The organism is Paenibacillus antri, assembly GCF_005765165.1.
Taxonomy (GTDB): domain Bacteria; phylum Bacillota; class Bacilli; order Paenibacillales; family YIM-B00363; genus Paenibacillus_AE; species Paenibacillus_AE antri.
The window spans coordinates 70,441-95,964 of the sequence record NZ_VCIW01000004.1 but is presented as its reverse complement, the minus strand read 5'-3'; the positions used below and the strand labels follow the sequence as shown (position 1 = coordinate 95,964).

At 58.7% G+C, this 25,524-nt stretch carries 22 protein-coding genes; 2 read left to right on the top strand and 20 right to left on the bottom strand.

Translation table 11 applies throughout. From position 1 onward, the window contains the following. Positions 1 to 8: 8 nt before the first annotated feature. Positions 9 to 2,978 carry an extracellular solute-binding protein gene (locus FE782_RS08200; RefSeq protein ID WP_138193598.1) on the bottom strand — a complete coding sequence of 990 codons (2,970 nt, stop codon included), beginning with the start codon at positions 2,976 to 2,978 and terminating at the stop codon, positions 9 to 11. A 325-nt stretch (positions 2,979 to 3,303) separates the two neighbouring features. On the opposite strand from FE782_RS08200, the gene FE782_RS08195 reads away from it, so the two are divergent. Then, the gene (locus FE782_RS08195; protein ID WP_138193597.1) at positions 3,304 to 4,230 is read left to right on the top strand and encodes a helix-turn-helix domain-containing protein; all 927 of its coding nucleotides are present in this window, start codon (positions 3,304 to 3,306) and stop codon (positions 4,228 to 4,230) included. Positions 4,231 to 4,295: 65 nt separating this feature from the next. Beyond that, positions 4,296 to 5,030: a phytanoyl-CoA dioxygenase family protein gene (locus FE782_RS08190; RefSeq protein ID WP_138193596.1), complete on the top strand. Its 735-nt coding sequence runs from the start codon at positions 4,296 to 4,298 to the stop codon at positions 5,028 to 5,030. 64 nt (positions 5,031 to 5,094) lie between these two features. Here the strand turns inward: FE782_RS08190 and FE782_RS08185 are convergent, their stop codons facing one another. The 19 genes from FE782_RS08185 to FE782_RS08100 form a co-directional block, all read right to left on the bottom strand. Beyond that, complete coding sequence (locus FE782_RS08185; protein WP_138193595.1) at positions 5,095 to 6,114, bottom strand: LacI family DNA-binding transcriptional regulator; 1,020 nt, start codon at positions 6,112 to 6,114, stop codon at positions 5,095 to 5,097. A gap of 133 nt (positions 6,115 to 6,247) precedes the next feature. After that, entirely contained in the window at positions 6,248 to 7,807 is a 1,560-nt protein-coding gene (locus FE782_RS08180) for an ATP-binding protein (protein ID WP_138193594.1), read from the bottom strand. A gap of 300 nt (positions 7,808 to 8,107) precedes the next feature. Next, on the bottom strand, positions 8,108 to 8,827 hold the full coding sequence (locus FE782_RS08175) for a YebC/PmpR family DNA-binding transcriptional regulator (protein ID WP_138193593.1): 720 nt from the start codon (positions 8,825 to 8,827) through the stop codon (positions 8,108 to 8,110). 102 nt (positions 8,828 to 8,929) lie between these two features. Then, positions 8,930 to 9,358, bottom strand: coding sequence for a DnaJ family domain-containing protein (locus tag FE782_RS08170; protein WP_138193592.1), 429 nt, complete (start codon positions 9,356 to 9,358; stop codon positions 8,930 to 8,932). Further along, entirely contained in the window at positions 9,351 to 9,647 is a 297-nt protein-coding gene (locus FE782_RS08165) for a DUF2277 domain-containing protein (RefSeq protein ID WP_138193591.1), read from the bottom strand. The genes FE782_RS08170 and FE782_RS08165 overlap by 8 nt, the downstream gene beginning before the upstream one ends. 149 nt (positions 9,648 to 9,796) lie before the next feature. Next, positions 9,797 to 9,958, bottom strand: coding sequence for a hypothetical protein (locus FE782_RS32245; protein ID WP_158299301.1), 162 nt, complete (start codon positions 9,956 to 9,958; stop codon positions 9,797 to 9,799). Between the two features lie 156 nt (positions 9,959 to 10,114). After that, positions 10,115 to 10,603 carry a hemerythrin domain-containing protein gene (locus FE782_RS08160; protein ID WP_138193590.1) on the bottom strand — a complete coding sequence of 163 codons (489 nt, stop codon included), beginning with the start codon at positions 10,601 to 10,603 and terminating at the stop codon, positions 10,115 to 10,117. Between the two features lie 123 nt (positions 10,604 to 10,726). After that, a complete protein-coding gene (locus tag FE782_RS08155; RefSeq protein ID WP_138193589.1) occupies positions 10,727 to 11,641 on the bottom strand; it encodes an NHL repeat-containing protein in 915 nt (304 codons plus the stop codon). Positions 11,642 to 11,822: 181 nt separating this feature from the next. After that, entirely contained in the window at positions 11,823 to 12,551 is a 729-nt protein-coding gene (locus FE782_RS08150; RefSeq protein ID WP_138193588.1) for an SDR family oxidoreductase, read from the bottom strand. Between the two features lie 147 nt (positions 12,552 to 12,698). Beyond that, the gene (locus FE782_RS08145; RefSeq protein ID WP_138193587.1) at positions 12,699 to 13,466 is read right to left on the bottom strand and encodes a sugar phosphate isomerase/epimerase family protein; all 768 of its coding nucleotides are present in this window, start codon (positions 13,464 to 13,466) and stop codon (positions 12,699 to 12,701) included. Between the two features lie 79 nt (positions 13,467 to 13,545). Then, positions 13,546 to 15,549, bottom strand: a complete 2,004-nt coding sequence (locus tag FE782_RS08140) for a beta-galactosidase (RefSeq protein WP_158299300.1) — start codon at positions 15,547 to 15,549, stop codon at positions 13,546 to 13,548. A 71-nt stretch (positions 15,550 to 15,620) separates the two neighbouring features. Next, positions 15,621 to 17,333, bottom strand: a complete 1,713-nt coding sequence (locus FE782_RS08135) for an extracellular solute-binding protein (protein WP_158299299.1) — start codon at positions 17,331 to 17,333, stop codon at positions 15,621 to 15,623. A 60-nt stretch (positions 17,334 to 17,393) separates the two neighbouring features. After that, entirely contained in the window at positions 17,394 to 18,281 is an 888-nt protein-coding gene (locus tag FE782_RS08130; protein WP_138193584.1) for a carbohydrate ABC transporter permease, read from the bottom strand. 13 nt (positions 18,282 to 18,294) lie between these two features. Further along, on the bottom strand, positions 18,295 to 19,260 hold the full coding sequence (locus FE782_RS08125; protein ID WP_138193583.1) for an ABC transporter permease: 966 nt from the start codon (positions 19,258 to 19,260) through the stop codon (positions 18,295 to 18,297). 153 nt (positions 19,261 to 19,413) lie between these two features. Continuing rightward, the gene (locus tag FE782_RS08120) at positions 19,414 to 20,649 is read right to left on the bottom strand and encodes a GGDEF domain-containing protein (RefSeq protein ID WP_138193582.1); all 1,236 of its coding nucleotides are present in this window, start codon (positions 20,647 to 20,649) and stop codon (positions 19,414 to 19,416) included. A gap of 127 nt (positions 20,650 to 20,776) precedes the next feature. Further along, positions 20,777 to 21,544 (bottom strand): YheC/YheD family protein, encoded by a 768-nt coding sequence (locus FE782_RS08115; RefSeq protein WP_138193581.1) that lies wholly within the window; start codon positions 21,542 to 21,544, stop codon positions 20,777 to 20,779. Between the two features lie 126 nt (positions 21,545 to 21,670). Next, entirely contained in the window at positions 21,671 to 22,654 is a 984-nt protein-coding gene (locus FE782_RS08110) for a 2-hydroxyacid dehydrogenase (RefSeq protein WP_138193580.1), read from the bottom strand. A 137-nt stretch (positions 22,655 to 22,791) separates the two neighbouring features. Further along, positions 22,792 to 23,811: a Gfo/Idh/MocA family protein gene (locus FE782_RS08105; RefSeq protein WP_138193579.1), complete on the bottom strand. Its 1,020-nt coding sequence runs from the start codon at positions 23,809 to 23,811 to the stop codon at positions 22,792 to 22,794. Between the two features lie 18 nt (positions 23,812 to 23,829). Continuing rightward, a complete protein-coding gene (locus tag FE782_RS08100; protein ID WP_138193578.1) occupies positions 23,830 to 25,524 on the bottom strand; it encodes a polysaccharide deacetylase family protein in 1,695 nt (564 codons plus the stop codon).

The following is a 25,524-nucleotide window of genomic DNA, read 5'->3' as shown; positions in this document are numbered from 1 at the left end:
CCGGCCCCCTATTCGGCGGAAGAGCCGGGCTCGCCGAGCCCGAATTCTTCCCTCTTCTTGCGAAGCTCCCGATCGATTTCGCGGATGCCGTCTTCGACGGCTTCCCGGCGATTTTTCCCGTTCAGCACGATTTCGTTCCAGATGTTGGCCACGTGGCGCGTCGTGTAGTACCCGCCGAGCACGACTTCCCGCTCTCGGAACCATTCCCACTGCTCCAGAATCGCTTCGATATCTACCGCCGGCCACGGAAGCCGCTCCAACGCTTCCACGTTCGCCGTGTTCCAGCGCGCCTCCACGCCGAGGATCGATTCCAGCTCGCCGCCGAAGCGCTCCTGCACGTCCGCGCTGGTCCACCATTTGAGGAACTCCCAAGCCTCGGCTTCCATACCGGTGTTCTTGAAAATCATGCCGGTCTGCGCCGAGCCGCCGGTAGAGCGGTTAATGCGGCCGTCTTCTTGGCGGACGCCCGGCATCGGCTTCATCTCCCACCAGCCGGACAGCTCCGGCGCCGCCGTGGACAACAGCACGTATGTCGAGTAATCGGCTACGCCGATCGGCATCTCGCCCGAACGGAACCGGTTATAGAAGTTGGCGTCCTTGTTGATCTTGTAATTGGTGAACAATCCGGTCCACACCTTCACCGCCTCCATCGCCTCCGGCGTATCGAGCGCCGACCGACTGCCGCCCTCCTTGTAATACTCGCCGCCGTATTGGAACAGGAACGGCGAAAACTCGTTCACCGCAAGCTGCGGCGCATTGGAAGCGTGCGGGTAGTAGAAGTCCATGCCGTTCTGCTGCAAGATCGGGATCAGATCCATCACTTCGTCCCACGTCTCCGGGATGTCCTCGACGCCCAGCTCGTTCATGATGTCCGTTCGGTAGAAAAGCATCGTGAAGTTTTGGTTTTCCGGGAGCGCGTAGGCGCCGCCGTCGTAGGCGTAAGGGATTAACGCGCCGGGCCGGAATCTTGAGGCGATGTCCTCGTAATCGGGAAACTCGCTCAGGTCGACGACCGCGCCGCGAATCGCGAAGTCGATCGGCACTTCCGCTTCGACGCCCAGCGCCGCGTCCGGCTGCTTGCCGGACGTCGTCGACAGCATGAGCAGGTTCATCGCTTGCGCCGGGATAACGTTGACGTTCACCTTGATGCCCGTCTGCGGCGTGAAATCCTCGTCCGCCAGCTGCTTGATGATTTCGACCCAATCCCTTCCTCGGGCGACCCATACGTCAAGCGTTCGTTCGCCTTCGCCTGCTTCGTACACGTTGCCGATGCCGCTGTAATCTTTCCGGAACGAAAGCAGGAAATCTTGGAACGAATACCACGCCTTCTTCGCCCAATGGGCTTCCGCCGGGGGCCACGGCGTATCCGGCGACTTGACGATAAGGTAATCCAAATCCAAGGATTGTTGACTGAGGTTCGTAATCCACAGTCCGAGAGACGACTGCGAGTCCGTCATCGCCTGCATGCGGCCCGGGATCGTGTTCGGGTCTTCCGCCATGTCGAGCAGCTGGTCTCGGATGACGCCGAGCTGTCCGACCTCCGCGCTGCTCGGGTCGACGCCGAGCTCGAACGTCATCTTCATCGCGTCGTCGAGTCCTCGCGCCATTAAGTGAAGCCGCGGAATCAAATTCGGGATTTTACGCTCCAGCTCCCAATCGCGATTCGGATCTGGGTTCGTACCGGTGTATAGAATGATCTCCCGACTCAGCAAGGACATCTTGCGGGACACGTCTCGCACTTTCTCGAACGCTTCCCCCAGCGAGCCGACCTGAACCTCCATGCGAATGCGATGCTCCCCTTTTTCCAAGTAAAACAAATACGGCTCGTCGCGTAGGCCGAAGTCGCCCACCTGCCAATTTTCCTCGTACGGGAACTTCACCGCGTTCATCTCCCGGAACGGAATCGCGCCGTCGATCGACACGATGCGCTCCACGGGAATGCCGTTCAACCACCAGCTGCCGAACCGAGCGCCTACTTCGTACAAACCGCTCTCGGGCGCCTCGAACGCCCATTCCGCCCACTGGCCGCCGCGCTTCCAGGCAAGGTCGCCGAACGTATTGAGCCCTACGCCCTTCTTGTTGAACGGCTCCGTCAACGGCTCCCGGTTTTCGATGCGGCGCAGCGTCGGGTCGGACTTCAGCGTCGGGCTTTCCGCTTGGATTTTGATCAAATGGCCCGTCGTCGGCTTGTAGCCGTTCGTCTCGTACGATTTCGCCACCTCCTCGTAAGAAGGCAGCCGCACCGGAGCGAACACGCGAATTTCGCCGATCGCCGCGGGCTCGCGGATCATATGGAGGCGCAGCGTATGCTTGCCCTGCGTCAAGTGAAACCGGAACGGCTCCGACACCTTCGCCTCGGCGTCTCGGAACTCCCGATATTGCCAGCCGAACGTCTCCTTCTGCTTCGCGTTGTATTCGTTGCCCTGGTTGTCGAACCAGGTGTCGCCTTCTTCCGTCCACAGCCGAGTGAATTCAAGCTTCTTCGCTTGATAGAACGGGTATGCGCCGTCGATCTGCAAGCTGCGAAGGACGGATGCGCGCTTCCCGGGCATAGCGTAGTAGGTCATGCCGATCTGATAGAAGCCGTCCCGCGGGACGTCGATCTCGTATTCCACCCAAGCGTTCTCCTCGCTCAAGACGAGCGACGTTCCGGGAAGATCGCCGATGCCGCTCTCGACTGCCGCGCCCGACGGGCTCTTCGAGGAGAACGCCGCCGCCGGAAGGACGAGTTCCACGTTTTCGGCATCCGAGACGCCCTGTGCGGACCGTTCCGCCGCATAAGCCAAGTAGGAAGGCTCGAGCTTGGCGTTAATGTCCTGCGCGGACAAGATGGAGCTTTCGTCGACGTTGTCGTACTCCGGAATTCCGGCCATCGCGTTCCGGTCGTAGCCTCTCGACAGAAACCAATCGACCGCGAGATACGCGATCGACCCCGCGACGGCGAGACCCACAAAGTACTTCGGCAGCTTGGATAACATCGATCCGGCCCTCCCCTTTTTTGGCAAGCTCAAAAAAGTAAACGGTTTCAAACTCAAATTAAGAAATATGTATTAAAACGTTTACAGTCTTATGATAAAATATAAAGCGGTTACATTATGGGAAATAACCCCATTTTGTACTTAATGCCATAATATTTTTGCATTTTTCCTTAGATTTCTTTTCATTTTCATTAAATTTCGGGCAAATCTCACTATCTCCAATAAAAACAATCACCTTGTAAGTAAAAACGTTTACATTACCAAAATATAGTCGCCGCCCATCGATTGTCAAACACTATTTTTTGCGCAAGGGGGAAAATTTCAAGTGATTACGCTTCTGGCAAAGGATATTTTCGACGTCGAAACCGAGGTACACTTCGCCCACCACCGTTCGCTCGCCACGGTCACGGGCATCCACGACCATGACTTTTACGAGGTGTTTCTCGTCTCGCGAGGCGCCTTCCACCACATCGCCAACGGCGAGCGGACGCTGCTCGAAGAAGGCGCGTTCGCTTTCGTCCGGCCGAACGACGCCCATTATTACGAACCGGCGGACGGCCGTCCCGGCGAGCTGCTGAATATCGCGTTTCCCAGCCGCGTCATGGATGCGATTCGGACGTACTTGGGCGACGGTTTCGACTTTCAGGGGTTGACGCAACCTGCGTCCCCGCCTGTCGTTATGCTCGGGCGTCAACAAACCGAATCCCTTCTTGCCCGCTTCCGAGACTTGACCCTTCTTCCGCCTTCCGGGAAGCGGCGCATTCGCGCCGAAGCGAGAGCGTTCCTCGCCGACGCGCTGATGCGATATTTCGCCGGATCGGCGGAGCCGGCGGACGATCCGATGCCGGATTGGCTCGAGCGCTTGGTGCAGTCGATGAAGCGCAAGGAACAGTTCGTCGGCGGCATCGTTCGCATGCACGAGCTGTCGCCGAAGAGCCCCGAGCACCTGAGTCGGACGTTCAAGAAATATTTGGGCGTCACCCCGACGCAATGGATTAACGAGGCGCGGCTGCAGTACGCCGGCAATTTATTGATTTTCACAGACGAACCGGTGCTCTCGGTCTGTTACGAATCCGGCTTCGAGAACGTCAGCCACTTCAACCATCAATTCAAGCGATGCTTCGGTCTGTCCCCGACCTCGTACCGGAAAGCGCGCAAGACGTCGCTGATCCCGGAGAAGGACTCCCGCGTCAATACAGCACAAATCCGCGTCAATCATTCGCAAGATTCGGACGTCGATTCCGTTTTATAATGACTTCGAATTCGTAAACGTTTTCCAACCCCACCGCCCTTCAAAACCGAGGAGGAACGATTCCGATGACAACGACGCTGACGCCGCAGGAAATCGAACATTACCGTACGCAAGGATATATTTTGCATCATAAGCAGCTGTTTTCCGAGGAGAAGTTGAACCGGCTTACGGGGATCTTCGAAGAACATCTTGCGGAGAAGGGCTCCAAGTTGTCCGACGAGCTCGACACGCCGCACTTCCGCGACGAACGGCTGCTGGAGTTTCTCTTGAGCGACGAAGCTTTGAATCTCGTGGAAGGCTTAATCGGCCCCGATATCGTCCTATGGTCCAGCCATTTCATTTGCAAAGATCCGTACAAAGGCCGTATGACGCCTTGGCACGAGGACTCCGCCTACTGGAACGGACGGTTCGACAAGTACGACAGCATTGTCACGATCTGGTTGGCGCTCGACCGCAGCACGAAGGAGAACGGCTGCATGCGCGTCATTCCCGGAACGCATATTAACGGCTTCTCCGAATACGAAGACGTCGACAAGACGTTCAACACGTTCCATGCCCAAGTGAAAAACATCGAGGAAGAAAAGGCGGTTTACTTCGAGCTCGAACGGGGCGAATGCTCGCTCCACGACTCGCGCATCATTCACGGCGCGGCGGCGAATCCGAGTCCGTACCGCCGCTGCGGATATACGATGCGTTATATTTCCGCCGATACGAAGATCAATCCGGAGAAAAATCCGGGCTGGCGGTTTTGGCTGGCGCGCGGCCGAAACCTTGCCGACAATCCGTGCGAGAACGTCTAACCCGGCGCTCCGGCGACAAAAAAACACGCAGGCCGAATCGTCGGCATGCGTGTTTCCTCTCGCGTTACCCGCGCCCTCCGCAGCTGTCGCGCACGACAAGCTCCGTCTTGAAGGCGATATGCGTTCTCGGGAAGCTTCGCTGCGCGTCGGGCGTCTCGGACAACGCTCTCAGCAGCAGCGTCGCCAACGCCTCGCCGATCTCCCGAACCGGTTGGCGGACCGTCGTCAGCCTCGGTTTGAAGACGGTCGCCATCTGGATATCGTCGTATCCGACGATCGCGACATCGTCCGGAATCCGCTTGCCCGCTTCTTCCAACGCGCGGATGCAGCCGAACGCGACGGCGTCGTTAAAGCCGAAGACGGCGGTGAACGACTCCCCTTCTCCGAGCAGCCGTTTCATCTCCGCGTAACCCGACTGGAACGTCGGCGAATCGCTCGTTCTCCGAAACAACGCCTCGTTCACCGGCAAGTCGTTCAACAGGCATGCGTTACGCAGCCCGAGCTCTCGATTGTCGGGTACGATCGGCCCTCCGACGTACGCGATGCTGCGGTGACCGAGCCGGATGAGGTGTTCCACCGCGTCGGTTGCGCCCTGCAGGTGATCGCCGACGACGCAATGCAGCCCTTTCATTCTCGGATCGAGCGACACGGTCGGAACCGCGAATCGTTCGAGCAGCTCCATCGTACGGTCCGGATTCGGTCTCGGCAAGGCGGATCCGAAGATGATGCCGTCCACTCTACGTTCGATGAACGTCTTCACGACGGTCGCTTCCTTCTCCAGGTTACGCTCCGTCGTCCCGATGAAGATCGTATATCCTCTCTCCCAGAATAGGTGCTGCAGCACGTCGAACAGCTGCGCCCAATATTCGTTCGACAGCTCCGGGACGACCATTCCGATCGTCTTCGTTTCTTTCTTGATCATGCTTCTCGCATTTTGGTCGGGTTGAAAGTTAAGCTTGCGGATCGCTTCTTCGATTTTCGCCTTCGTGCTGTTCTTGACCCGGTCTTTCCCGTTCAGCACGCGCGAAACCGTCGCGATCGAGACGCCGGCTTCCGCTGCCACATCCCTAATGGTCGGTTTCATCCCATTCCCCTTAGCTTGGTAACGAACTTCGTATTATTTACATTATTAAGCTTCGATTCGAGGAATGTCAATCGTATCGATCGACTCGAGGTAGAAAAATAAGAGCCGCATCCATTGGATGCGGCAGCGATCGTCATGTTCCGATAATAGATCCCAAATGATCTTTCAGCGCTTGCTGCAGCGTACCTCGGAGCGTCGCTTTGTCCTCGAACGTTAACGACATGCGAACCATCACCTTCACGACCTCCGGACGCAGCCCCGTAATGATAGTTTCGCAGCCCATCATCTTGATGCCGGCGATCAGGCTGATCAATTCGTTAATAACGTTCGGTTCGATTTCGACGACGCCGGATAAATCGATGATCAACGTCTCGAGCCGATCGTTGCCGATTTTCGTGATCACCTTCTCTTGAATCGTCCCCGATCGATACGAATCGATCGTTCCGATCAACGGCAGGATCGAGATCGTCGGAGTCAGCGGGATGATCGGGACCGACAAATCATCCACCATTTCGCGTTGGGCGCGGATCAGGTCGTCCTTGAGTTGCGAATAATTAATAAAGAAATGACTCAGGAACATATCCATCAATTCGTTAATCCGCTTCTCCATCGTATAGAAGTCCTCGATGGTGCCCGCCGAATTATGCAGTCGGTCGTAATTATAGAGGAAATCCCACATGACGCGACGAACCGATTGGATCCACTCCAGCTTGAAGGCGAGCGTGAGCGAATGCTTCGCCCACACGACGCCCTCGGTCTTCGCGAAGGCGACGACCTCGTGTTCTCTCCCTTCTACGATGAAGAGGACCAGCTTATGGGCGTTGTCGATCAGGTTAATATTTCCGATCTTCAAGATTTCGTCGATCTTACCCTTTACGTTGACGGCTTCCCTTAGCAGCCGTTCTTCGAAGTGGTTCCGATTTAGCCTGAAGAACGTCTTTAAATCGGGATACTCCGGCATCTCCAGCTCCAATCGTTGCACTTCCTTCCGTTTGATCAAGCCGGTCTCCTTCGGGAAGGTCATCGTGAACGTCGTTCCGACGTGCTCCTCGCTTTCGACGTTGATCACGCCGTTATGTTGGTAAACGACGGAGAAGACCAGTGTGAGCCCCATGCCGGTGCCGTTCGATTTCGTCGAGAAGAACGGCGTCCCCAGCAAATCCATCTTCTGTTTCGGAATGCCGACGCCGTTATCCTTGATGACGATCGTGACGAAATTTTCGTCGGCCGAATAATCGATCGTAATTCGCCCTTCGTCCGGAATCGCTTCGAATGCGTTCTTCAGCAAATTGAAAAATGCCTTCTTAAGTTGATTCCGCTTCCCCATGACCAAATGTCCGGGTTGGTCCAGCCGCTTCTCGAGGGTAACGCGGTATAACTGGTCCTGGAACAATTGCGACACCGATTCCAGCTCGACGGCCAAGTCGATCGATTCGAACGGCTCGTCCTCCAGGTCGGGCTTGGATACGTGCAACAAATTTTGTAATATGCCGATCGCGTTATCCAGCTCCGTCTGAGCGATTTCGATATATTGTTTTTCGTTCTTCTCCTTAAGGAGCTGCAGAAACCCCTTCACCGCGGTGAGCGGGTTTTTTACTTCATGGGCGATGCCCGCCGCGATTTGACCGACGGAGGCCAATTGACTAAGATGCGTAACTTTGACTCCCTTGGTTTCCGTACTGTCAACGTTCATGATCAGCTTCATCCTGTTCCCGATGATTTCCGTTCTCCGTTGATAGAATGCCTGATATTCGTTCTCGTTTCGAGAACCTGTACTCATTATAGAGTGGTAACATTCGGTTTTCAAACCTTTTTTGCATCCGATCGATTCCGACGGCGTTCGGTACTTTTTCTTGAATTATCGATGAGACGACGTAGTTTCGAGCACGGTCGACATCCCCGTTCCTTGTTCCTGACTTACGACTATGTATATGTATGCGAAGGGATAAAAAAATAACGCTTAAGGTTTCCCTCAAGCGTTACGATCCCGAGCTTACTCGCCCATATCCACGTTGTGATACACCTGCTGGACGTCTTCAAGGTCCTCGAGCGTGTCGACGATTTTCTCGAATTGCGTCAACGCGTCTCCCGACAGCTCGACGTCGTTCTGCGCGATCATCGTAATTTCGGCGACCGTGAAATCCGTAATGCCCGCTTGCTTGAACGCCTCTTGCACCGCATAGAATTGCTCCGGAGCGGCATACACGATGACGGATTCGTCTTCTTCGACGACGTCGCGCGCGTCGACGTCCGCTTCGAGCAGCAGCTCGATGACTTCGTCCGCCGTCTTCCCTTCGACGCCGAGCACCGCCGCGGCGTCGAACATGTAAGACACCGAACCGGTCACGCCCAAGTTGCCGCCGTTCTTGCTGAACGCCGCGCGAACGGCCGCCGCCGTCCGGTTGACATTATTCGTAAGCGCGTCGACGATGATCATCGAACCGTTCGGCCCGAAGCCTTCGTAACGCAGCTCTTCATAGTTTTCTTCCGCGCCGCGCTTCGCCTTATCGATCGCCCGATCGATGATCGCCTTCGGCACGTTATACGTCTTCGCCCGTTCGAGTACGACCTTCAGCGCGCGGTTGGACTCGGGGTCCGGTTCGCCCTTGCGCGCGGCGACATAAATTTCAAGGCCGAATTTCGCATAAACTCGACTCGTATTCGCGTCTTTCGACGCTTTCTTTTCTTTGATATTATTCCACTTACGGCCCATGACGTTCCCGCTTTCTCGTTTGATTCGGCAGTACTCAAGAATACCTTGTCCATTATATCTCTAAAGAGCGGGCGAGAACAAGAGGTTTTGCCCGCTCTTCCGCTACTCCCACGACTCCGATTGGCGGTCCAGCGTCGCCGGATCGATCTTCGCCTTCTGCATCGAATAATGCGGAACGAGCGCGTTATACCGGGAGATCTTCAGGTTGATCGCCTCCAGCGCCCGCAGGGCGGCGACGGAAGGCTCCTGATCGAACTCTCGCTTCAACGCGCGAAGCCCGTCGCGGATTTCATGCTGAAGCTCCAGCCAAGGCGGCTTCACGTTCGCGGCCTTCAGCACCCCGTTGATCGGGTCTCCCGTCTCGATGCGAAGGGGCTTCCCCTTGCCCTGTACATGCTCCAGTCCGCCTTTCGCCTCGAAGTCGCGGACCGCTTCGTCCAACCAATCGTTCACCTGGCGATCCATTCGCGCTTTCGCTTCCTCATACTCCAACCGCGCCTTCAACCGGCTCCATGACGGGGACTCAACCATCGTTCCCGCCTCCGCTCGATGGATTGCCGAAGCGCTTGGCGTTGCGCGCGCGCGCTCGTTCGAGTTCGACGTCCCGATTGCGCGGCTCGGCGTTCGTGACGAGCGAGTCCAACAATCGGCTCGCGGCGGCCGCGACCTCGTCCACGGCAGCGCGGAACGCATCGGCGTTCGCCTTCGACGGCTCGTTAAAGCCGCTCACCTTCCGAACGAATTGCAGCGAAGCCGCCATGATCTCCTCTTCGGTCGCCGGCGGATCGAAGTTGAATAACGTCTTGATATTACGACACATATGTTCTCCTCATTCCCGCGGGACGGACGCGAACGCGGCGGCCCGAAAATTCTCGTTGGCTTATATTATATCAAATCCACCGACTCGGAACGAACGCGAATCGGCCGCATTCGCGAACGAATGCGGCTGAAGGCCGTGATTTCTTCGGGTTACGCTTCGCTGTTCGGTCCGTAGACGATGATGCGCCGCGCGATTTCTTCGCCCGCTTCCGCCCCGGAGCCGGCCCCCGCCAGCAGCCATAACGCGCCGGCCGCCAGCAACGCCGCCGTCCCGACCCAAAACGCCAGCTTCCGCTGAGTCATCGTTAGCATTCCCGTTCCCTCTCTTCTTGGAAAGTCGCTACATCCTTATCCTAAGAGATGAACGAATGCCGCGCCAGTGACAAACCAAGCCGGTTTGTCATCGACTTTGTCATATTTCTGTCATGCCGCACCGTCCTTCGTCGACCGGTCGCCGCGAATGGACGATTACTGCGCGTTATAGGCTAACGTATCCATAAGCCGCTCGGATACCGGGAAGACGAGCTGCTCTTCCAGCTTGAAATATTTGCCGATATGCTGCAGCGTCAACGCCATGTTGGACAGCGCTTCCGCCGCATGCGCTTCCCGCTCCATCGCCGCTTCGTTCCGCGTCATGTCCAAGAACGTCCGAAAGTAGTGCGCCGAAATTTCCACGTTATGCTCCAAGACGGTAACCGTACTCGGACCGTGCGTCGCGTTCGGCAGGACGACCGGGAAGATCGCATGCTCCTCCCATGCGGCATAAGAAGCGAGATCCTGCATGAAGTCTACGAATTCATCCTTCGTCCGACGCAACAGTTGTATCGGATCCGCGATCGCCGCATCCGCGCGTACCTCGTGCTGCAGGCGACGCATTCGCTTCTTCAGCGCGTCGTGTTCCTCGACCATCGGTTCGAACGTACGGGAAAACACAAGCAGCGAGTACCGGGTAGGCATATCCGCTCAACTCCTCTGGGGTTGGGTATACCTTTACGATACCGCATCGCGGCTCGTCCGGATGTGAGCGACGTCACACGTTATCCCCGCCAACGGAACGTTCGCTCGGCCTTGAACGTTCGACTACATTTTCGTAAGCTTCGTCACTCTTCCGTTCACCGTCCACTCCGCCACGTAAATATTGCCCGACCGATCCGCGCAGACGCCGTGGGGAGAGCTGAAACGATTGCCTCGGAAGTACGACTCCGGCAAATTCGGCCAGCCTTGTTGCTTATAAGCGAGTTGGTCTTCCCCGAGATGCGTGACGAACGTATCGTTCGCATCGAAAATCGTGACGCGGCTGTGCAGGTCCGGGAAGATCATCTCGTCGCCGTGGAAGAAGAAGCTGCAGGGCATATCCATATTTTCGTCGATGATCCGAATCGGCTCGCCGTCCGGCGTTAACACTTGGATGCGATGGTTGCCGCGATCGGCGACATAGAGCTCCGGCTCGCCCCGGCGCACGTCGACGGAGATGCCGTGGGGGCACTTGAACCGCCCCGGCTCCGATCCCGTGCCGCCGAACGAACCGACGTATTCCCCGTTCGCCCGGTAGCGGTGAACCCAGTTCTGCCCATAGCCGTCGGCGACGTAGATGTCGCCGTTCGGGGCGACCGCGACGTCGGTCGGAACGTACTTGCGTTCCGCGTCGTACGCGTTCGGCAAATCCGGAGCGCCGAGCTCCAGCACCTTCTCGCCCGACAACGTCGTCTTGACGACCGAGCCTCGAGCCGTATCCGTGATGTATAAGTACTGTTCGCCGCCTTCGTCATGCAAGTAGAACCCATGCGCGCCGCCTTCGTATTCGTCGCCCCACGAAGCGAGATACCGCCCTTCGGGATCGAACTTCACGACGCACGGCGCGTTCGTATGGAATACATATACGTTGTCTTCCGAATCGGTGACGATGCCGTGGCAATAGCCGAACCGAATCGACTCAGGCAGCTGCGCCCAAGCCGGATTCATGTCGTAGCGGTGATTTCCGGATCCGATGATCATTAAAGATTCCTCCGATACTGAATTTAGATTACCAATCGTTCTATGTCATTGTATCGAATCGGGGACGAGGTGAGTAGTCGAAAATACCGACATTTTCCGACGCGCATTAACGAGCGGACGCAGAAAAACCTTGCGAGTCGCCGGCGTCGCCGGGGGCTGCAAGGTTCTCCATTGTATTACGCTACCAAGGAAGCGGACCTTTCTCGTCGAACAGACGGCCGGTCGGTCCGTCCGCCGGCAGCATGGCCAACCGGACCGCCGCCCGGGCGCCTTGCGCCGGCGTTCGCGGACCGGAACGGCCGTTCATGTCGGTCGCGCAATAGCCGGGGTCCGCCGCGTTCACCTTGATCGGAGTACCCGCGAGCTCCTTCGCGAGCATGACCGTCATCGCGTTGACCGCGGTTTTCGAAGAGTTATAAGCCGACGCCAGAAAACCGCCGAGCTCGAAGCTCGGGTCGCCGTGCAAGCCGAGCGACCCGAGCGAGCTGGACATATTGACGATGCGGCCGGCAGGCGAACGCCGCAGCAGCGGCAGCATCGCCGAAGTGACGCGTTGGACGCCGAACACGTTCGTTTCGTATACCGCCTTCATCGTGCCGGCATCCAGCGCGCCGGGCGTCGGCTCCGGCAAGAAGATGCCTGCATTGTTCACGAGAATGTCCAGCTTGCCGAATCTGTCCTCGATCGCGGTCGCGGCCCGTTCGACGGACACCGCGTCGACGACGTCGAGCGGCACCCACTCGGCGCTCGCCCCTTCCAGGACGAGACGTTCCGCCGCTTCGACGCCTCGGTTCCTGCTTCTCGCCCCCACCAACACCGTTACGCCCAACTCCCCGAGCCGACGGCAAATCTCGAAGCCGATGCCCTTGTTGCCGCCCGTCACGAGCGCCACTTGCCCCGCGCGACTCACATCATTCGCCTCCTTATGGTGGATCGGATGAACTCCTCCCCATCATAGGACGGAACCGGGCGAAGCCGCATGACAGCTTGTCACGGTTTCAGTAACGAATCGTTCGGAACGCGGTCACGACCCCGTTACCCGCGGCTCCGTTGCCGCCTATGCTTCCGCGCCGAGCTCCCGTAAATTGCGGAAGCTGATCGCGAGACTCTCGAACGGATCGCGGCCATAGCAGTTGTCCTGCTCCACCGCCGCCCACTCGACGCCGATGTCCAGGCACGCCTGCAGGATGCCCTTGAAATTCATGTTGCCTTCGCCGACCTCGGCGAAGCGCTGCTCGCGGCTCGGCGTCACGATCATGTCCTTGAAGTGTACGACCTTCATCCGGCCCTCCGCCTTGCGAATCCATTCGACCGGGTCGCCGCCGCCCGCCTGCACCCAGTAGACGTCAAGCTCGAAGTCCACGACGTTCGGATCCGATTCCTCGAATAGAATGTCCATCCCCGTCTTGCCCTCGTACTTGGCGAATTCGAAGTCGTGGTTGTGATAGATGAACTTCAGTCCGGCTTCGTTCATCCTTCGTCCGATCTCGGTCGCCGTCTCCGCGAACGAAGCGTACCCGGCGCGATCCGCGCGGTTTTCGACCGGGAGTCCGCCCAAACCGACGTATTTGCAATCCCACAGCTTGTGCTGCGCGATCACGTCTTCCGGACGGTTCTTCAGCGCGTCGAACCCGACGTGCGTCGCGCAGATCGTCACGCCCGCTTCGTCGGCGAGACGCCGGAACGACGCGTCGTCGATCGGACCGACGCCGGACGCTTGCACCGCGTTATACCCGATCGCTTTAATTTTGCGTAGGCTCTCCGCAATGTCCTCCGGCGTCTTCAAGAAATCCCGAACCGTGTATAACTGCGCCGCCAACTTCATGTCCATACCGCCTCCATCGCCAATTTGTACATCCCCTCGTATTTTATCATGGGTCGTTGGAAGCGCCTACCATGAATCATTAATCTTCTTGCAGGAATACGAACACGTCGTTCGGCTGCAGCAGCTCCTCCTCCGGACACGCCGCTCCCGGTTCGGCCGCGAGCAGGTCGACGCTGCCCGCCGGCGGGCGGATCGGCACGGGGACGCTCGCGTGATTGATCGCGAACGTCACGCGACGACCCCCGTCGGATCTTACGGACACCTCCACTTCGGGATGATCGACCGTCCAATCCGGTGTCGCGCCTTGCGCGGTCAGAACCGCGTCGAGCAGCTTGCGCACGCCCGCGCGATCCAGCTCCGTACCGACGTAATACGCAAGGCCGCGGCCATGACGGCGGCGCGTGATCGCCGGCGCCCCGGCGAAGTAATCGCTCGCGAACGAGGCGACCGTCTCGGCGTCGTTCGGCTCGATCACGTCGTACCAGACGCTCGCTTCGCATTCGGTCCCGTCGCCTTCGAACGCGACGCGCTGCTTCCGATCGAGCGGGATGATGCCGTAGTCGTCGATGGCGATGCCGAGCAGCGGCTTGAACGGGCCGGGGAGCACCTCGGCGCGCATCCGGTTGTCCGGTTGCTTCGAGCCCGCGCGGAAGTCGAGCACCGCCGCGCCGCCCGCTTCGACGAACCGAGAAATCTTGCCGACGAGCGCGTCGTCGACGATCGCGAGGTTCGGCAGGATGACGACGCGGTACGCGCCGAAGTCCGCGTCAGGGGACACGACGTCGACCCCGGCGCCGCATTCGACGAAATACCGATGGTAATTGCGCACCTGGCGCAAATATTCGTAACCCGGCGCGTGCGGCTGAATCGCGAACGCCCAATCGTTGTCGAACGATCGGACGATCGCGACGTCGTTTCGGACCGTCGTCCCTTCCAGATGGGGAGCAAGCCTCGCGACCTCCTCGCCGATGCGGCGAACCTCTTCGAACTTGCGACCCGGGACGCCGCTATGCTGCAGAATGCCGTGCCAATATTCCTCCGCCCCGAACGTCGCCGTTCGCCACCGGAAATAGACGACCGCATCGGCGCCGCGCGCGATCGACTGGTACGTCCAGCGGCGAAGCTCCCCGGGCTTCGGCGTCTCCTTCAGAATATTGCCGCCGGGGGTGCCGCTTTGATGCTCCAGCACCCAATAATTGGCATGCTTGAAGCCGCGCGTCGCGTCGTGGAACAAGGCGGGCGTATAAGGATTGATCGGCTCGTTATGCGGGAAGTTCGGATACAAGTCGAGCCCCGCCACGTCGAGCGTCTCCGACATCTTGTAGTAATCGATCTCGTTGAACGTGCCCATCATGTTGTGCGTGATCGGCTGCCCCGGCGCCGCGGCCCGAAGCAGTTCGACCTGTACGTTCATGAAATCGCGGACGGCGTCGGAGGAAAACCGGCGGAAATCCAGCTGCAGACCCGGGTTATGAAGCTGGTATACGGTAAGCTTCGGCGTCTCGATCTCCTCGAACGAGGCGTACCGATTGTTCCAAACGACGGTTCCCCAGGCCTCGTTCACCGCTTCGATCGTACCGTATTTCGAGCGCAGCCAGCGCTGGAACGCGACCTTGCAGCGATCGCAATAACACCACGTCGTGTCGGAGCAGCCGAACTCGTTATCGATTTGCCAGCCGACGACGGACGGATGATCCTTGTACCTCGCCGCCATCGCGCCCACGACGCGACGGACGTAAGGCAAATACTCGGTTCCGTTGAAGCAATAATGCATCCGCGTCCCGAAGCCCCGCACATGGCCGTACATGTCCCGTTTATACAGCTCGGGGTGCCGATCCATGATCCACTTCGGCGGACTCGCGGTCGGCGTCCCGAGAATGACGCGAATCCCTTCGTTCGCAAGCAGCGCGAGGCAGCGGTCCAACCAATCGAAGTCGAACGCGCCTTCCCTCGGCTCGAAGTCGTTCCACGCGAATTCCCCGATCCGGACGACGTTGAAGCCGGCTTCCCGCATCAGCTTCGCGTCGGTCGCCCATCGCTCCTCCGGCCATTGCTCCGGATAATAACACGCCCCGAAATACATGCCCTCTCGCTCCCTTAAGGCGAGACGATCCCCGACCGCGAACGGTCGAGGATGCGTCCCAACGATATCGTTTATTTGTTGATGAAATCGTTCCATATCTTATTAAACGCGGCTTCGTACTTGTCGAGGCCGATCTTCGCCGCTTCGTCGCGGAACGAGGCGACTTGCGCGTCGAAGTCCGCGGCGTCCTTCGACATGACGATGCTCGGGATCGCCTTGCGGAACAAGTCCTCGAGCTGTTGATCCATACGCTTGAACTCGTCGTCGGACGGCGGCTGAAGCTGCCACAAATATCCCTTCACCTTCGTGACCGGAGGAAGCAGGTCCGCCCACGTCTGGATCCCGTATGCATCCAACACCTCGAGCGTCTTCTCGTCGTAGTTTTTGCGCACGGATTCCGGCGTGACCGGCGTCGCAAGATCGCCGTCGCCCAGCAGCGCGCCGTGTCCGACGCCGAACCAACTCGTCGGACCGCCGGTAGCTTCGGCTTGCATCCCTTCCTTGTATTGCAGATCCGGATCGGCCGTCTTCTTGTCGATCCAATCTTGGCGCTGTTGACGCTTGCCGTTCACGACGTCGTAATGAACGCCCTCGATGCCCCATTGCGTCAAGATTTGGCCTTCGTCGGAGAACAGGAAGTCGATGAATTGAATGATGCGCTCCGGGTTTTTCGCCTGTTCCGTAATGACCCACTCCGCCGTGCCGCCGTTCGCGGCCGTCATCGCGTTGCTGCGGTCGACGACGTTCTCGTTCATATAAATCGGAAGATGCGCGTATTGGCGGTCGAGATTGCCTGCCGCGCGAAGCGTCGCTTGCGGACCGCTGACGAACCAGCTCGGCGCGTAAGCGGCGAGCACGCGTCCTTGCGCCATCTTCGCTTGGAGCGCTTGGTCGGTCAACGTGAACGATTCTTTATCCAGTAACTTTTCGTTGTAAAGCGTGTTGAGGAATTTATAATATTGGACGGCGTTGTCGGACGTAAAATTCCATTTCACTTGATTGTTCTCGTCGATTACGAAATTGCCGTGGTCCGGAAGTCCGTTCGCGTACACCGATGCGTTGTTGAAGAAGATCTTCATCGTCCACGAATCCGCGGCGGCGCTGAACCCGATCGTCGGGTTGCCGTCGATCTCCGGGTGCTTCGCGGCGTAGTCTTTAATAAGCGCGTACAATTGGTCCAACGTCTTGATTTGCGGGAAGCCCGCTTCCTCCAAGACGGCGTACTGGACCACGAATTGCGCCGCGGAATCCGCCGGGGCTTCTTCGGCGAGATTCACCGAGTATAAGGAATAGATATTGCCGTCGGGGTGGCGGAGCATATCCAGATTGTCTCCCCACTTCGCTTTAATGTTCGGTCCATGCCGGTCGATTAAGTCGTTGAGCGGAATGATCGCTCCCGCATCCCGGTATTTGCTGACGTACTCGGCGTCGAGACGGACGATGTCCGGATAGTCCCCGGAGGCGAGCCATAAATCCCATTTCTGGAATTGGTCGCCGACGATGTTTTCGTACTTGAGCGACACGCCCGTCTTTTCCTCCATGACCTGATTGATCGGTCCGCCCCACTGCGCTTTGCTGTCGCTCGCGCCGAACGTGTACTCGATCGGCTCGAGCGTCTTCGGCTCCTCGACCGCGGGCGTCTCCGCCTGCCCGGACGGTTCGACGGTCCCGGACGGCTCCGACGGTTCGGCCGCCCCCCCTCCGCCGCCTCCGGAACATGCTGTAATGATCAGGACGAGACACACCGCGAGCAATACATGAAGCCATGCTTTTTTGCTTTTCATTTCCATCTGCCCCTCATGTGTAATTTTTTATATCAAAGGCGAATCGCCTTGGATACACCTTCATTCCTTCATCGCGCCTACGGTCATGCCCTTCACGAAGTACCGCTGCAGGAACGGATAGACGAGCAGAATCGGGACGGTGACGATGATCGTCATCGCGGAGCGTACCGATTGCGGATTCGCGATGTTTATCGTGCTCTCGTCGATATGCGCCTGCTGGCCAGCCGATTGGTTCATGGCGCTGAGCAAGATTTTCATTAATTCGTATTGCAGCAAGCTTAGGTTTTGCTCGCGGCTTGTGTATAAGAAGTTGTCGAACCAGGAATTCCAGTGCAGTACCGCGACGAACAGCGTGATCGTGGCGAGCACCGGAAGGCTGACCGGCATGACGATGCGAAACAACGTTTGGAAATGGCCCGCTCCGTCGATCTTCGCCGATTCGATGAGACCCTCGGGCAAGGTCTCGAAATAGCTCCGCATGATGATGATGTAAAACCCGCTGACGAGCAGCGGAAGAATATAAACCCAGAACGTGTTCATGAGCTCGAGATTTTTGATCAAGAGGTACGTCGGAATGAGCCCCCCGTTCACATACAGCGTCACGACGAGCATCCCGTTCAGCAGCTTGCGGTACATGAATTCCTTCGTGCTTAGCGCGTATGCGAACAATGCGGTGCAAAGAATGCCGAGCGCCGTGCCGACCACCGTCCGGAGCACGGACATTAGGAATGCGCCGAACAAGTGCGGATTCGCGAATATCTCCGCATAGTTTTGCGTGGACCAGACGCGCGGCCATAAGTAGATGCCCCCGCGGATCGTGTCGATTTTATCGTTCAGCGATACCGCGAGAATGTTAATGAACGGGTAAAGCGTAAACAAGCTGAAGAGCGTAAGACCGGTATATAAAATCGTCGATAGCGCGGCGTCTCCGAGTTTTATCGTTTTCAATGTCAACCCCCCCTTAGAACAAGCCGCCGTTGCCGGTCTTTTTCGCGAAATAGTTGACGGATAACACCATAAGGATGCTGACGACCGATTTGAAAATGCTGATGGCCGCCCCCGCGCCGTAATCGCCGATCTGGAACGAATACCGCAGCGCGTACAGGTCGAGCACTTCCGAGTAGTCGATGACCATCGAGTTGCCGAGCAAATATTGCGATTCGTATCCGCTCTGGATGACCCAGCCGAGCGACATCGTCAACATTATGATCGCTACCGGCATAAGCGACGGAATCGAGATATGCCAAATTTTGCGCATGCGCCCCGCTCCGTCGACGTCGGCCGCCTCGTACAAATCCGGATTGACGCCGGCGAGTACCGCGAGGTAAATAATCGCGTTCCAGCCTACTTCTTTCCAAAAATAGAAGAACGTATTAATCCCCCAAAACCAATCCGGCCGAGCCATGAAGTAGAACGGTTCGCCGATCAGGCCGATTCCAGTCATCAGGTCGTTCAAGAGGCCCCCGTCCGGGGACAGCAGCACATGCGCGATGTTGGCGATGACGACCCACGAGACGAAGTGCGGGATGTACGTGATCGTCTGCACCGACCGCTTGAACCAGCGCACCCGGACTTCGTTCAACGCGATCGCGAGACCGACCGCTCCGAGAAAGCCGAAGATCAAGTTTAGGAAGCCCATGGCGAGCGTATTGCGCAGGACGCGGAAGAAGTGCGGGTCCTTGAACAACTGTTGGAAGTTTTCGAATCCGACGAACGGACTGCCGCTTATGCCTCTAGCGACCTTGAAGTCTTGGAACGCGATCAGCCATCCGTACAGCGGCAAATAGTTGAACACGATGACGAGTCCGATCAGGGGTACGGTCATTAAGAGCAACTCTCGCTGGGCGACCGTCTTCTGCGCCCAGGCGCGGAGCGCGGAAGGCCGGCCGACCGGGCGGATCGAGTTCGGGTCGAGCTTGGTTTCCATCTACGGCGTCTCCTCCGATTCTCTCTGCATTGCGCTTCACTGTTTCTGTCTCGATTATAGAACCGAGTGGAAGCGCTTTTAACCGGAGTAACCGTACGAGAATACCTTAGAAAAAAAAGAAAAGAACCCCGAAGGGTTCCTATGAATTCTATCCTATGCGATGGCTTCCCGCGCGCCGGCGATTCGGTTGCGGCCTTGCTGCTTCGATTGCAGCAGCAGATTGTCGGCGTGGACGTATCCGCTCGCGAGCGGCGTCACGCTGCCGGCCGTTCGGAAATATATGCCGAACGACGCGGTGTACCTGATGTCGACGCGAGCGCCTCCGAATTCCGCTTCGACGACGCTCTCTTCCACGACGCGGCGAAGCCGCTCGCAAAAATCGAGGCAATCGTCGTACGAACGCCCCCGAAGCAGCAGCGTGAATTCTTCGCCCCCGGTACGGATGACGATGTCGTTCTCGGCGCACGACGCCTTCATCGTGTCCGCGAAATGCCGGATGACCCGGTCCCCGACGGAATGGTTATAGGTGTCGTTGATGCACTTGAACCGGTCGATGTCCGTCACGACGATCCCGATCGGCTCGTTCCCGCCCTCCATCGATTGGATCACCTTTTCCATATACGTCCGGTTATGCACGCCCGTCAGATGGTCCGTATACGCCATCTTCTCGAAGTTGTCTCGCTCCACCCGGGCTTGGATGCTCTGCGCTTTGAACAGCATCGAGTAGCTGGCCAAGTAATTGAGAAGGAACAACCCGACGAGCATCGGCCATTCGTCCGCCGCGATAAAGTAAAACAGCAAACCGTTGGTGAGAGCGGTTTGCGCGATAGCCATCGGCGTCCTAGTTTTATATAATTCCAACGCTTCATTCCAAGTACGAATTTCCCGTTCGAGCACGAATGAGACGACGATCAGCGTGTCGGATAGGAAACCGGTCAACAGCGCCGCCGCGGCGATCGCGATCCAATAGAGCGAGCCGTGGACATCTCCCGCGCCATGCGCGAGCCATGAGAATAAGAAGAAGGCGACTGTATTTTGGATGACGAACGAGCCTACGTTGTAGAAGAAATCCGACCATTCCTCCGGATCCGCCGTTCGGTCCAGCTTGCGGTACAAGACGTTCGCGAATCGGTAGGCGAGCTCGAACAAAAATAAGCCCGTCGGTCCGGCGTACAGGCCTAGGGATAATCCATAATTAATGCCGTATTCGATCTCCGTCTTCCCCTTCTTGCTGATGAAGCGAAGATGATTGTAGAGTATGGAAAATAGTAAATAAATACCGAAATACTTCCAGTATTCGCCCGAAAGTCGGAAGGAACCTATTCCGGCCGCGGCGACGCCCAGCGCGACCGCGAACAAGGCGAGGGAAAAGAGGCGAACGTATACCATTGCTGCGAATCCTTCTTCCTTCTCTGACTTCTAGTAAGGGGCTTACTATATTCTACACTATTTTGGGAGCGTTGACATCCGAACGTCTCCCAAAATAAATACGCCGACTGCTGGAGTCGGCGTTCGGTTACCATCGATTGGATTGCACGGATTCGATGCGCTTCATCAGCCGATCGATCTTGCCGTACAGATTACGGTTTTCATGGTGTCGGAACAATTCGTAGAACGGGTTCGTGTTGAGCTCGATAAACCAAATCCGCTTCTCTTCGTCCAATCCGATGTCGATGCCGAGACGTCGGCAGTGTTTATAACGACGACTGAACCGACCGGCCGCGATCAGGCACAACCGCTCGATGTCCGCCTTCGCGCGTCGGATGTCGTCGTTCGACCAACCGGCGCGCCGCAGCGCCTCGCCGAATCGGACCGCTCGGCCTCCATGGTGGTAGTTCGTCACGACGCGGTTGCCTGTCGCGGCCTTGCCCATTATGCCCATCATCCGCCACTTCGACTTGGGCCGGAGCAGCAGCACGCGGAAATCGACGGGATGGCCGCCCAGTTTTACGAGGCTTATGCCGCGCTGAACGTGGAACAGCTGCGACCGCGTATGCCGGAATACCCGCTTTAGGACCTTCCTCCGGCTTTTGTAGCGCTTCGTCTTATTTTCATAGTGAAGGAAATACGCGTCGTCCCGCTTGGCGATCCTGAGAATCCGGTTGCCGAACGAGCCGAATACCGGCTTCACATAGACGACTCCGTATTTCTTCAGAAACTTGCGAAGGGTATCCCGACGAAGCAGGCGAGTCGGCGGCAAGTGCCGGTTCAAGACGGGATGACCCGCCAAGATCAGATGCCGCTTCCATTTATTTTTGACATGCCAATACCGCTTCCTTAGCAACGAAACGAAACCTCCCGTCTCCTCCGATGGATTCGATGACCGTATATCCTATTCATCGAAGAAATCCGGGGATGGGTATTTCGTCCGAGCGATGCGTCTATCTTTGACCGTGCGGGCGAAGCTCCGCTACGATCGCAGCTCTTTCACGACGTATGCGCCTTCGTCTCCGCGGAGCGACGCGACCAGGTTGCGCGCCGCCGTTAGGGCCATGTCGCGCCGCGTCTGCGCGGTCGCCGAGCCGATATGCGGCAGCGTCACGACGTTCGGCATCGCGAGCAGCGGATGGCTCGGGTCGACCGGCTCGACCTCGTAGACGTCGAGTCCCGCGCCGCGAATGCGCCCCGTCGCGAGCGCCTCGACCAACGCGTTCTCGTCCACCGTGCGGCCCCGCGACGCGTTAATGAAGAAGGCGGACGGCTTCATGCGGTCGAAATGCTCTTTCCGGAAAAATCGTTCCGTCTTCGGCGTCAGCGGCGTCATCAAGACGACGAAGTCCGACTCGCCGAGCAGCTCGTCCATCGATACGTATTGCGCGCCGTACCGCTCCTCCGCTTCCGGATTGCGGCTCCGGTTATGATAGTACAGCTTCATTCCGAAGCCGTGTACCGCGCGTTGGGCGATGCGCTCTCCGATTCGGCCGAGGCCGACGATGCCCAAGCTCGCATGATGCACGTCCGTTCCGAACAGAGCCGCTTCGGGTTGGCCCCGCTCCCAACGCCCCGACTTTACGTATGCGTCCAGCTCCGTTACGCGCCGCGCGGCGGACAGCATGAGCGCCAGCACCAGGTCCGCCACCGTGTCGTCGAGCACGTAAGGCGTATGCGTTCCGACGACGCCCCGGCGCCGCATTGCGTCCAGGTCGAAGTGGTTATAGCCGACCGACACGGTGCTGACCGCCCGGAGCTTCGGCGCGCGAGCGAGAAGCTCGTCGTCGATCGCGTCGCCCGACGTCAGCAGCCCTTCCGCGTCGGCGAGCGCCGCGAGCAGACGCTCGCGGGGAATCGGGCCGTCGCCGTCCCAGCTTCGCACATCGCAGTACTGTTCAAGGTAAGCGAGCGCCTCCGGAGGGATGCGCTTCGCCGCGAATACTTTCGGTTTGCCGTGGTCCATCGTTTTGCCTCCTCGTTCGATCTTCCCATGTTGCACCGACTATTTCCTATCGTAAAGCAACCGCGGCGGATGGGCAAACGCATTTCGCGCCCGAAATGAAAAAAAAGAGACCGATCCTTAAGACCGGCCCCCTTCGATTATTGGATGAACGTCGCCTTCTCGTCGGCGCGAATCGCCGCTTCGGACGCGAGCAAGATGTCGCGGTGCGTGACCCCTGCTTCCCCGCCGCCGAACGCATGAAGCACGAACTGCTCCACGATGCCGAGCGCCGGCGCGTCGACCGATTCGATCGCGAAGCCCGCTTCGTCCGTCACGCTGATGTAAGCGTTCTTATCCATGACCGCGAGTCCGGGATCTCCCTCGAGTCGAAGCTCCGCGGTCCCCCGCGTGCCGACGACGAAGATGCGGCCGTCCCCCCACGTCCAGCTTCGGGTCGGCGTATGCCAATCCGAATACAGCTGGCAGGCGAGCCCCCCTTCCATAATCGCGCTGGCGGTCACGACATCGTAGAACGTCGGATGCTCGGGCAGCAGCTTCTTCGTCATCGTGCAGGCGACGTCGACGATCTCGCGGCCGGTCAGCCATCGCAGCAAGTCGAAGTCGTGGATCAGCAAGTCGACGGCGATGCCGCCGTGACGCGCCTTGTCGAAAAACCAAGCGGGTCTGCGTTCCGGCGTCAGCCGATGGGGCTTTCGCATCGAGATGCTGACGACGTCGCCGTACTTCCCGGCCGCGATGTCGTTCCGAAGCGTAAAGATCGACGGCTTGTACCGCGACGTCAGCATCATCCCGATCCGGGAGCCCTCCGCTTCCGTCGCGCGTTCGAGCCGGCGAAGTCCGTCCCGATGCAGAACGATCGGCTTGTCGACCATGATCGGCTTCTTCCGCGCGACGCACCATTCGACCGCGTCGATCTTCTCGTCGTTGGCCGCCGCGCAGCCGACCAGATCCGCCGCGTCCAGCGAACCGCGGCGGTCGAACAGCGGGACGCCGTGCTTTTCGGCGGTTTCGTACGTCAACGGAATCGGATGTTCGTCATAAATTCCGATGAACGTATGCCCGAGCTTCTTCATTGCTTGGATGAAACTTTCGATATGCCCGTGCTGGCAGCCGTACACGGCGAACCGGAGCGGCGGGATGGTCCGACTTTCGTTCATCGCTTCGCGAGCCTCCTCCTACAATACGTGCTTCCGGCAAGGAACGCCGTATCGGAGCGATTCGTCGCCCGTGCGCGCCTCCTCGGATACGGGCAGCCACACGATCGTTCCGTTCGGCGCGGCGCCGCCTCTCGTCGCGGGTCGTCCGGAAGCGTCGACGGCCGCGACGTCGAAGGCGCGCCTAGCGCGTTCCCAGTCGTTGATTTCCCTGTTGGTCAGGAAGGAGAAGCCCTTAGTCTTCGCCTCTCCGGCCCACTTCCGATAGGCGAAGCGCACTCCTTCCCGGGAGTGGAGATGAATTTGGTGAAACAAGAAATGCGCGACGCCTTCAGTGCTTGCGACCGTATCGAGCGCGGGCGCGATGAAGGCATCGTCCGACCATTTGCCGGTATTCATGTCGGGCGTCAAGAAGCCGACCTGCAATACATTATACCGCCGATTCCCTTCGTCTGCCCAGGCCGCCGGAAAATACGGATGGCTCGTGCCGTAGAGAAAGCCGACGTTGCCCTTCTTGCTCGGGCCGCGCGTCTGATCGGATTCGATCCCCGCCGCCTCGCACCAGCGGAACAGCTCGCCCCAGCCTTCGACGCGCGTCAGATGGTTTTTGTTCGTCGTTATTTTCGTTTCGCCCGTCGCGTCGAGCAGCCAGCGGAACTGCCGATGGAACTCGTCCTCGCTCCATACGCCGTCGTCGTCGGCGACCGCGTTATAATGGAACGCCAGCTCATGACCTTCTTCGCGCGCCCGGCGGTAAATTTTCTTCGAGTAACCGGGCTCGAGCATGCACCAAGTCGAGCGGATGCCCTGCTCCTTCAACAGCTCAAGCGTCGTCATCGCATGATCGTCGCCGTTAAAGTCGCTGTCGTGGGATAGATGGGCGACATGATCGACGCCGTTCGGCCAATATCCCTTGAACGGTACGGCGAGACCGCGCTCCCAAGCCGCCCGGACGAGGTAGCCGACGAACAGCTCGCGCCACCAATCCGCATACGGATATGCGAAATAGGGCAAGCCGGAGGCGGTCGTCGCCCGATCTTGTTCCCAATCCATGAACATGACGTCATCGGCTTTCAGCACCCCGTCCGTCACGTCGGCGGTGCCGTCGGGCGCCGGAATGCCGTCTTCGAATACGGGGCGGTCGCCCTGCTGCAGCGCCACCGCGGTCCAGGCGACGTCGACGGCGAACCGATCGATGCGCCCTCCGCCGACCGGGAACCGCTGGAGCAGCTTGCCGCCCGGCAGCTCGCCGTACGCTTCCGCGCCGGCGTCGCCGTCGATCGGGCGCCACGGCGTCGCCCTAGCGTACCGCAAGCGCAGCGATGCTCCGGAGCCGCCGCCGTATTGCTCGGCGGCGAATCCGATCGGACCGTCCTCGGTCCGCACGGTCGCATATTCGCGCTCCGACGGCGCGGCGACGCGGCAGCCGAGGCGGGCGGCGAGCCGATTCAGATTGCCGGTCGCGACGACGAGCCCGCCGCGCTCGGCGAACGCATGCAGCGCGTCGGCGTCGCCCGCCGCGTCGTCGGCGAACGCGGCGACGACGACGTCGAAGCCGCCGTTCATAAGGGCGTCGACCGAGTCGATGAGGCGGTACGAGATGCCGCGATGTTGAAGCAACTCTTCCAGATAGCCGCCGAATTCGTTCCAGCCTCGGGTCCGGCGCGACGCGGCGGAACGTTCATTCATCCAGACGCCGACGCTCGCGATGTTCAT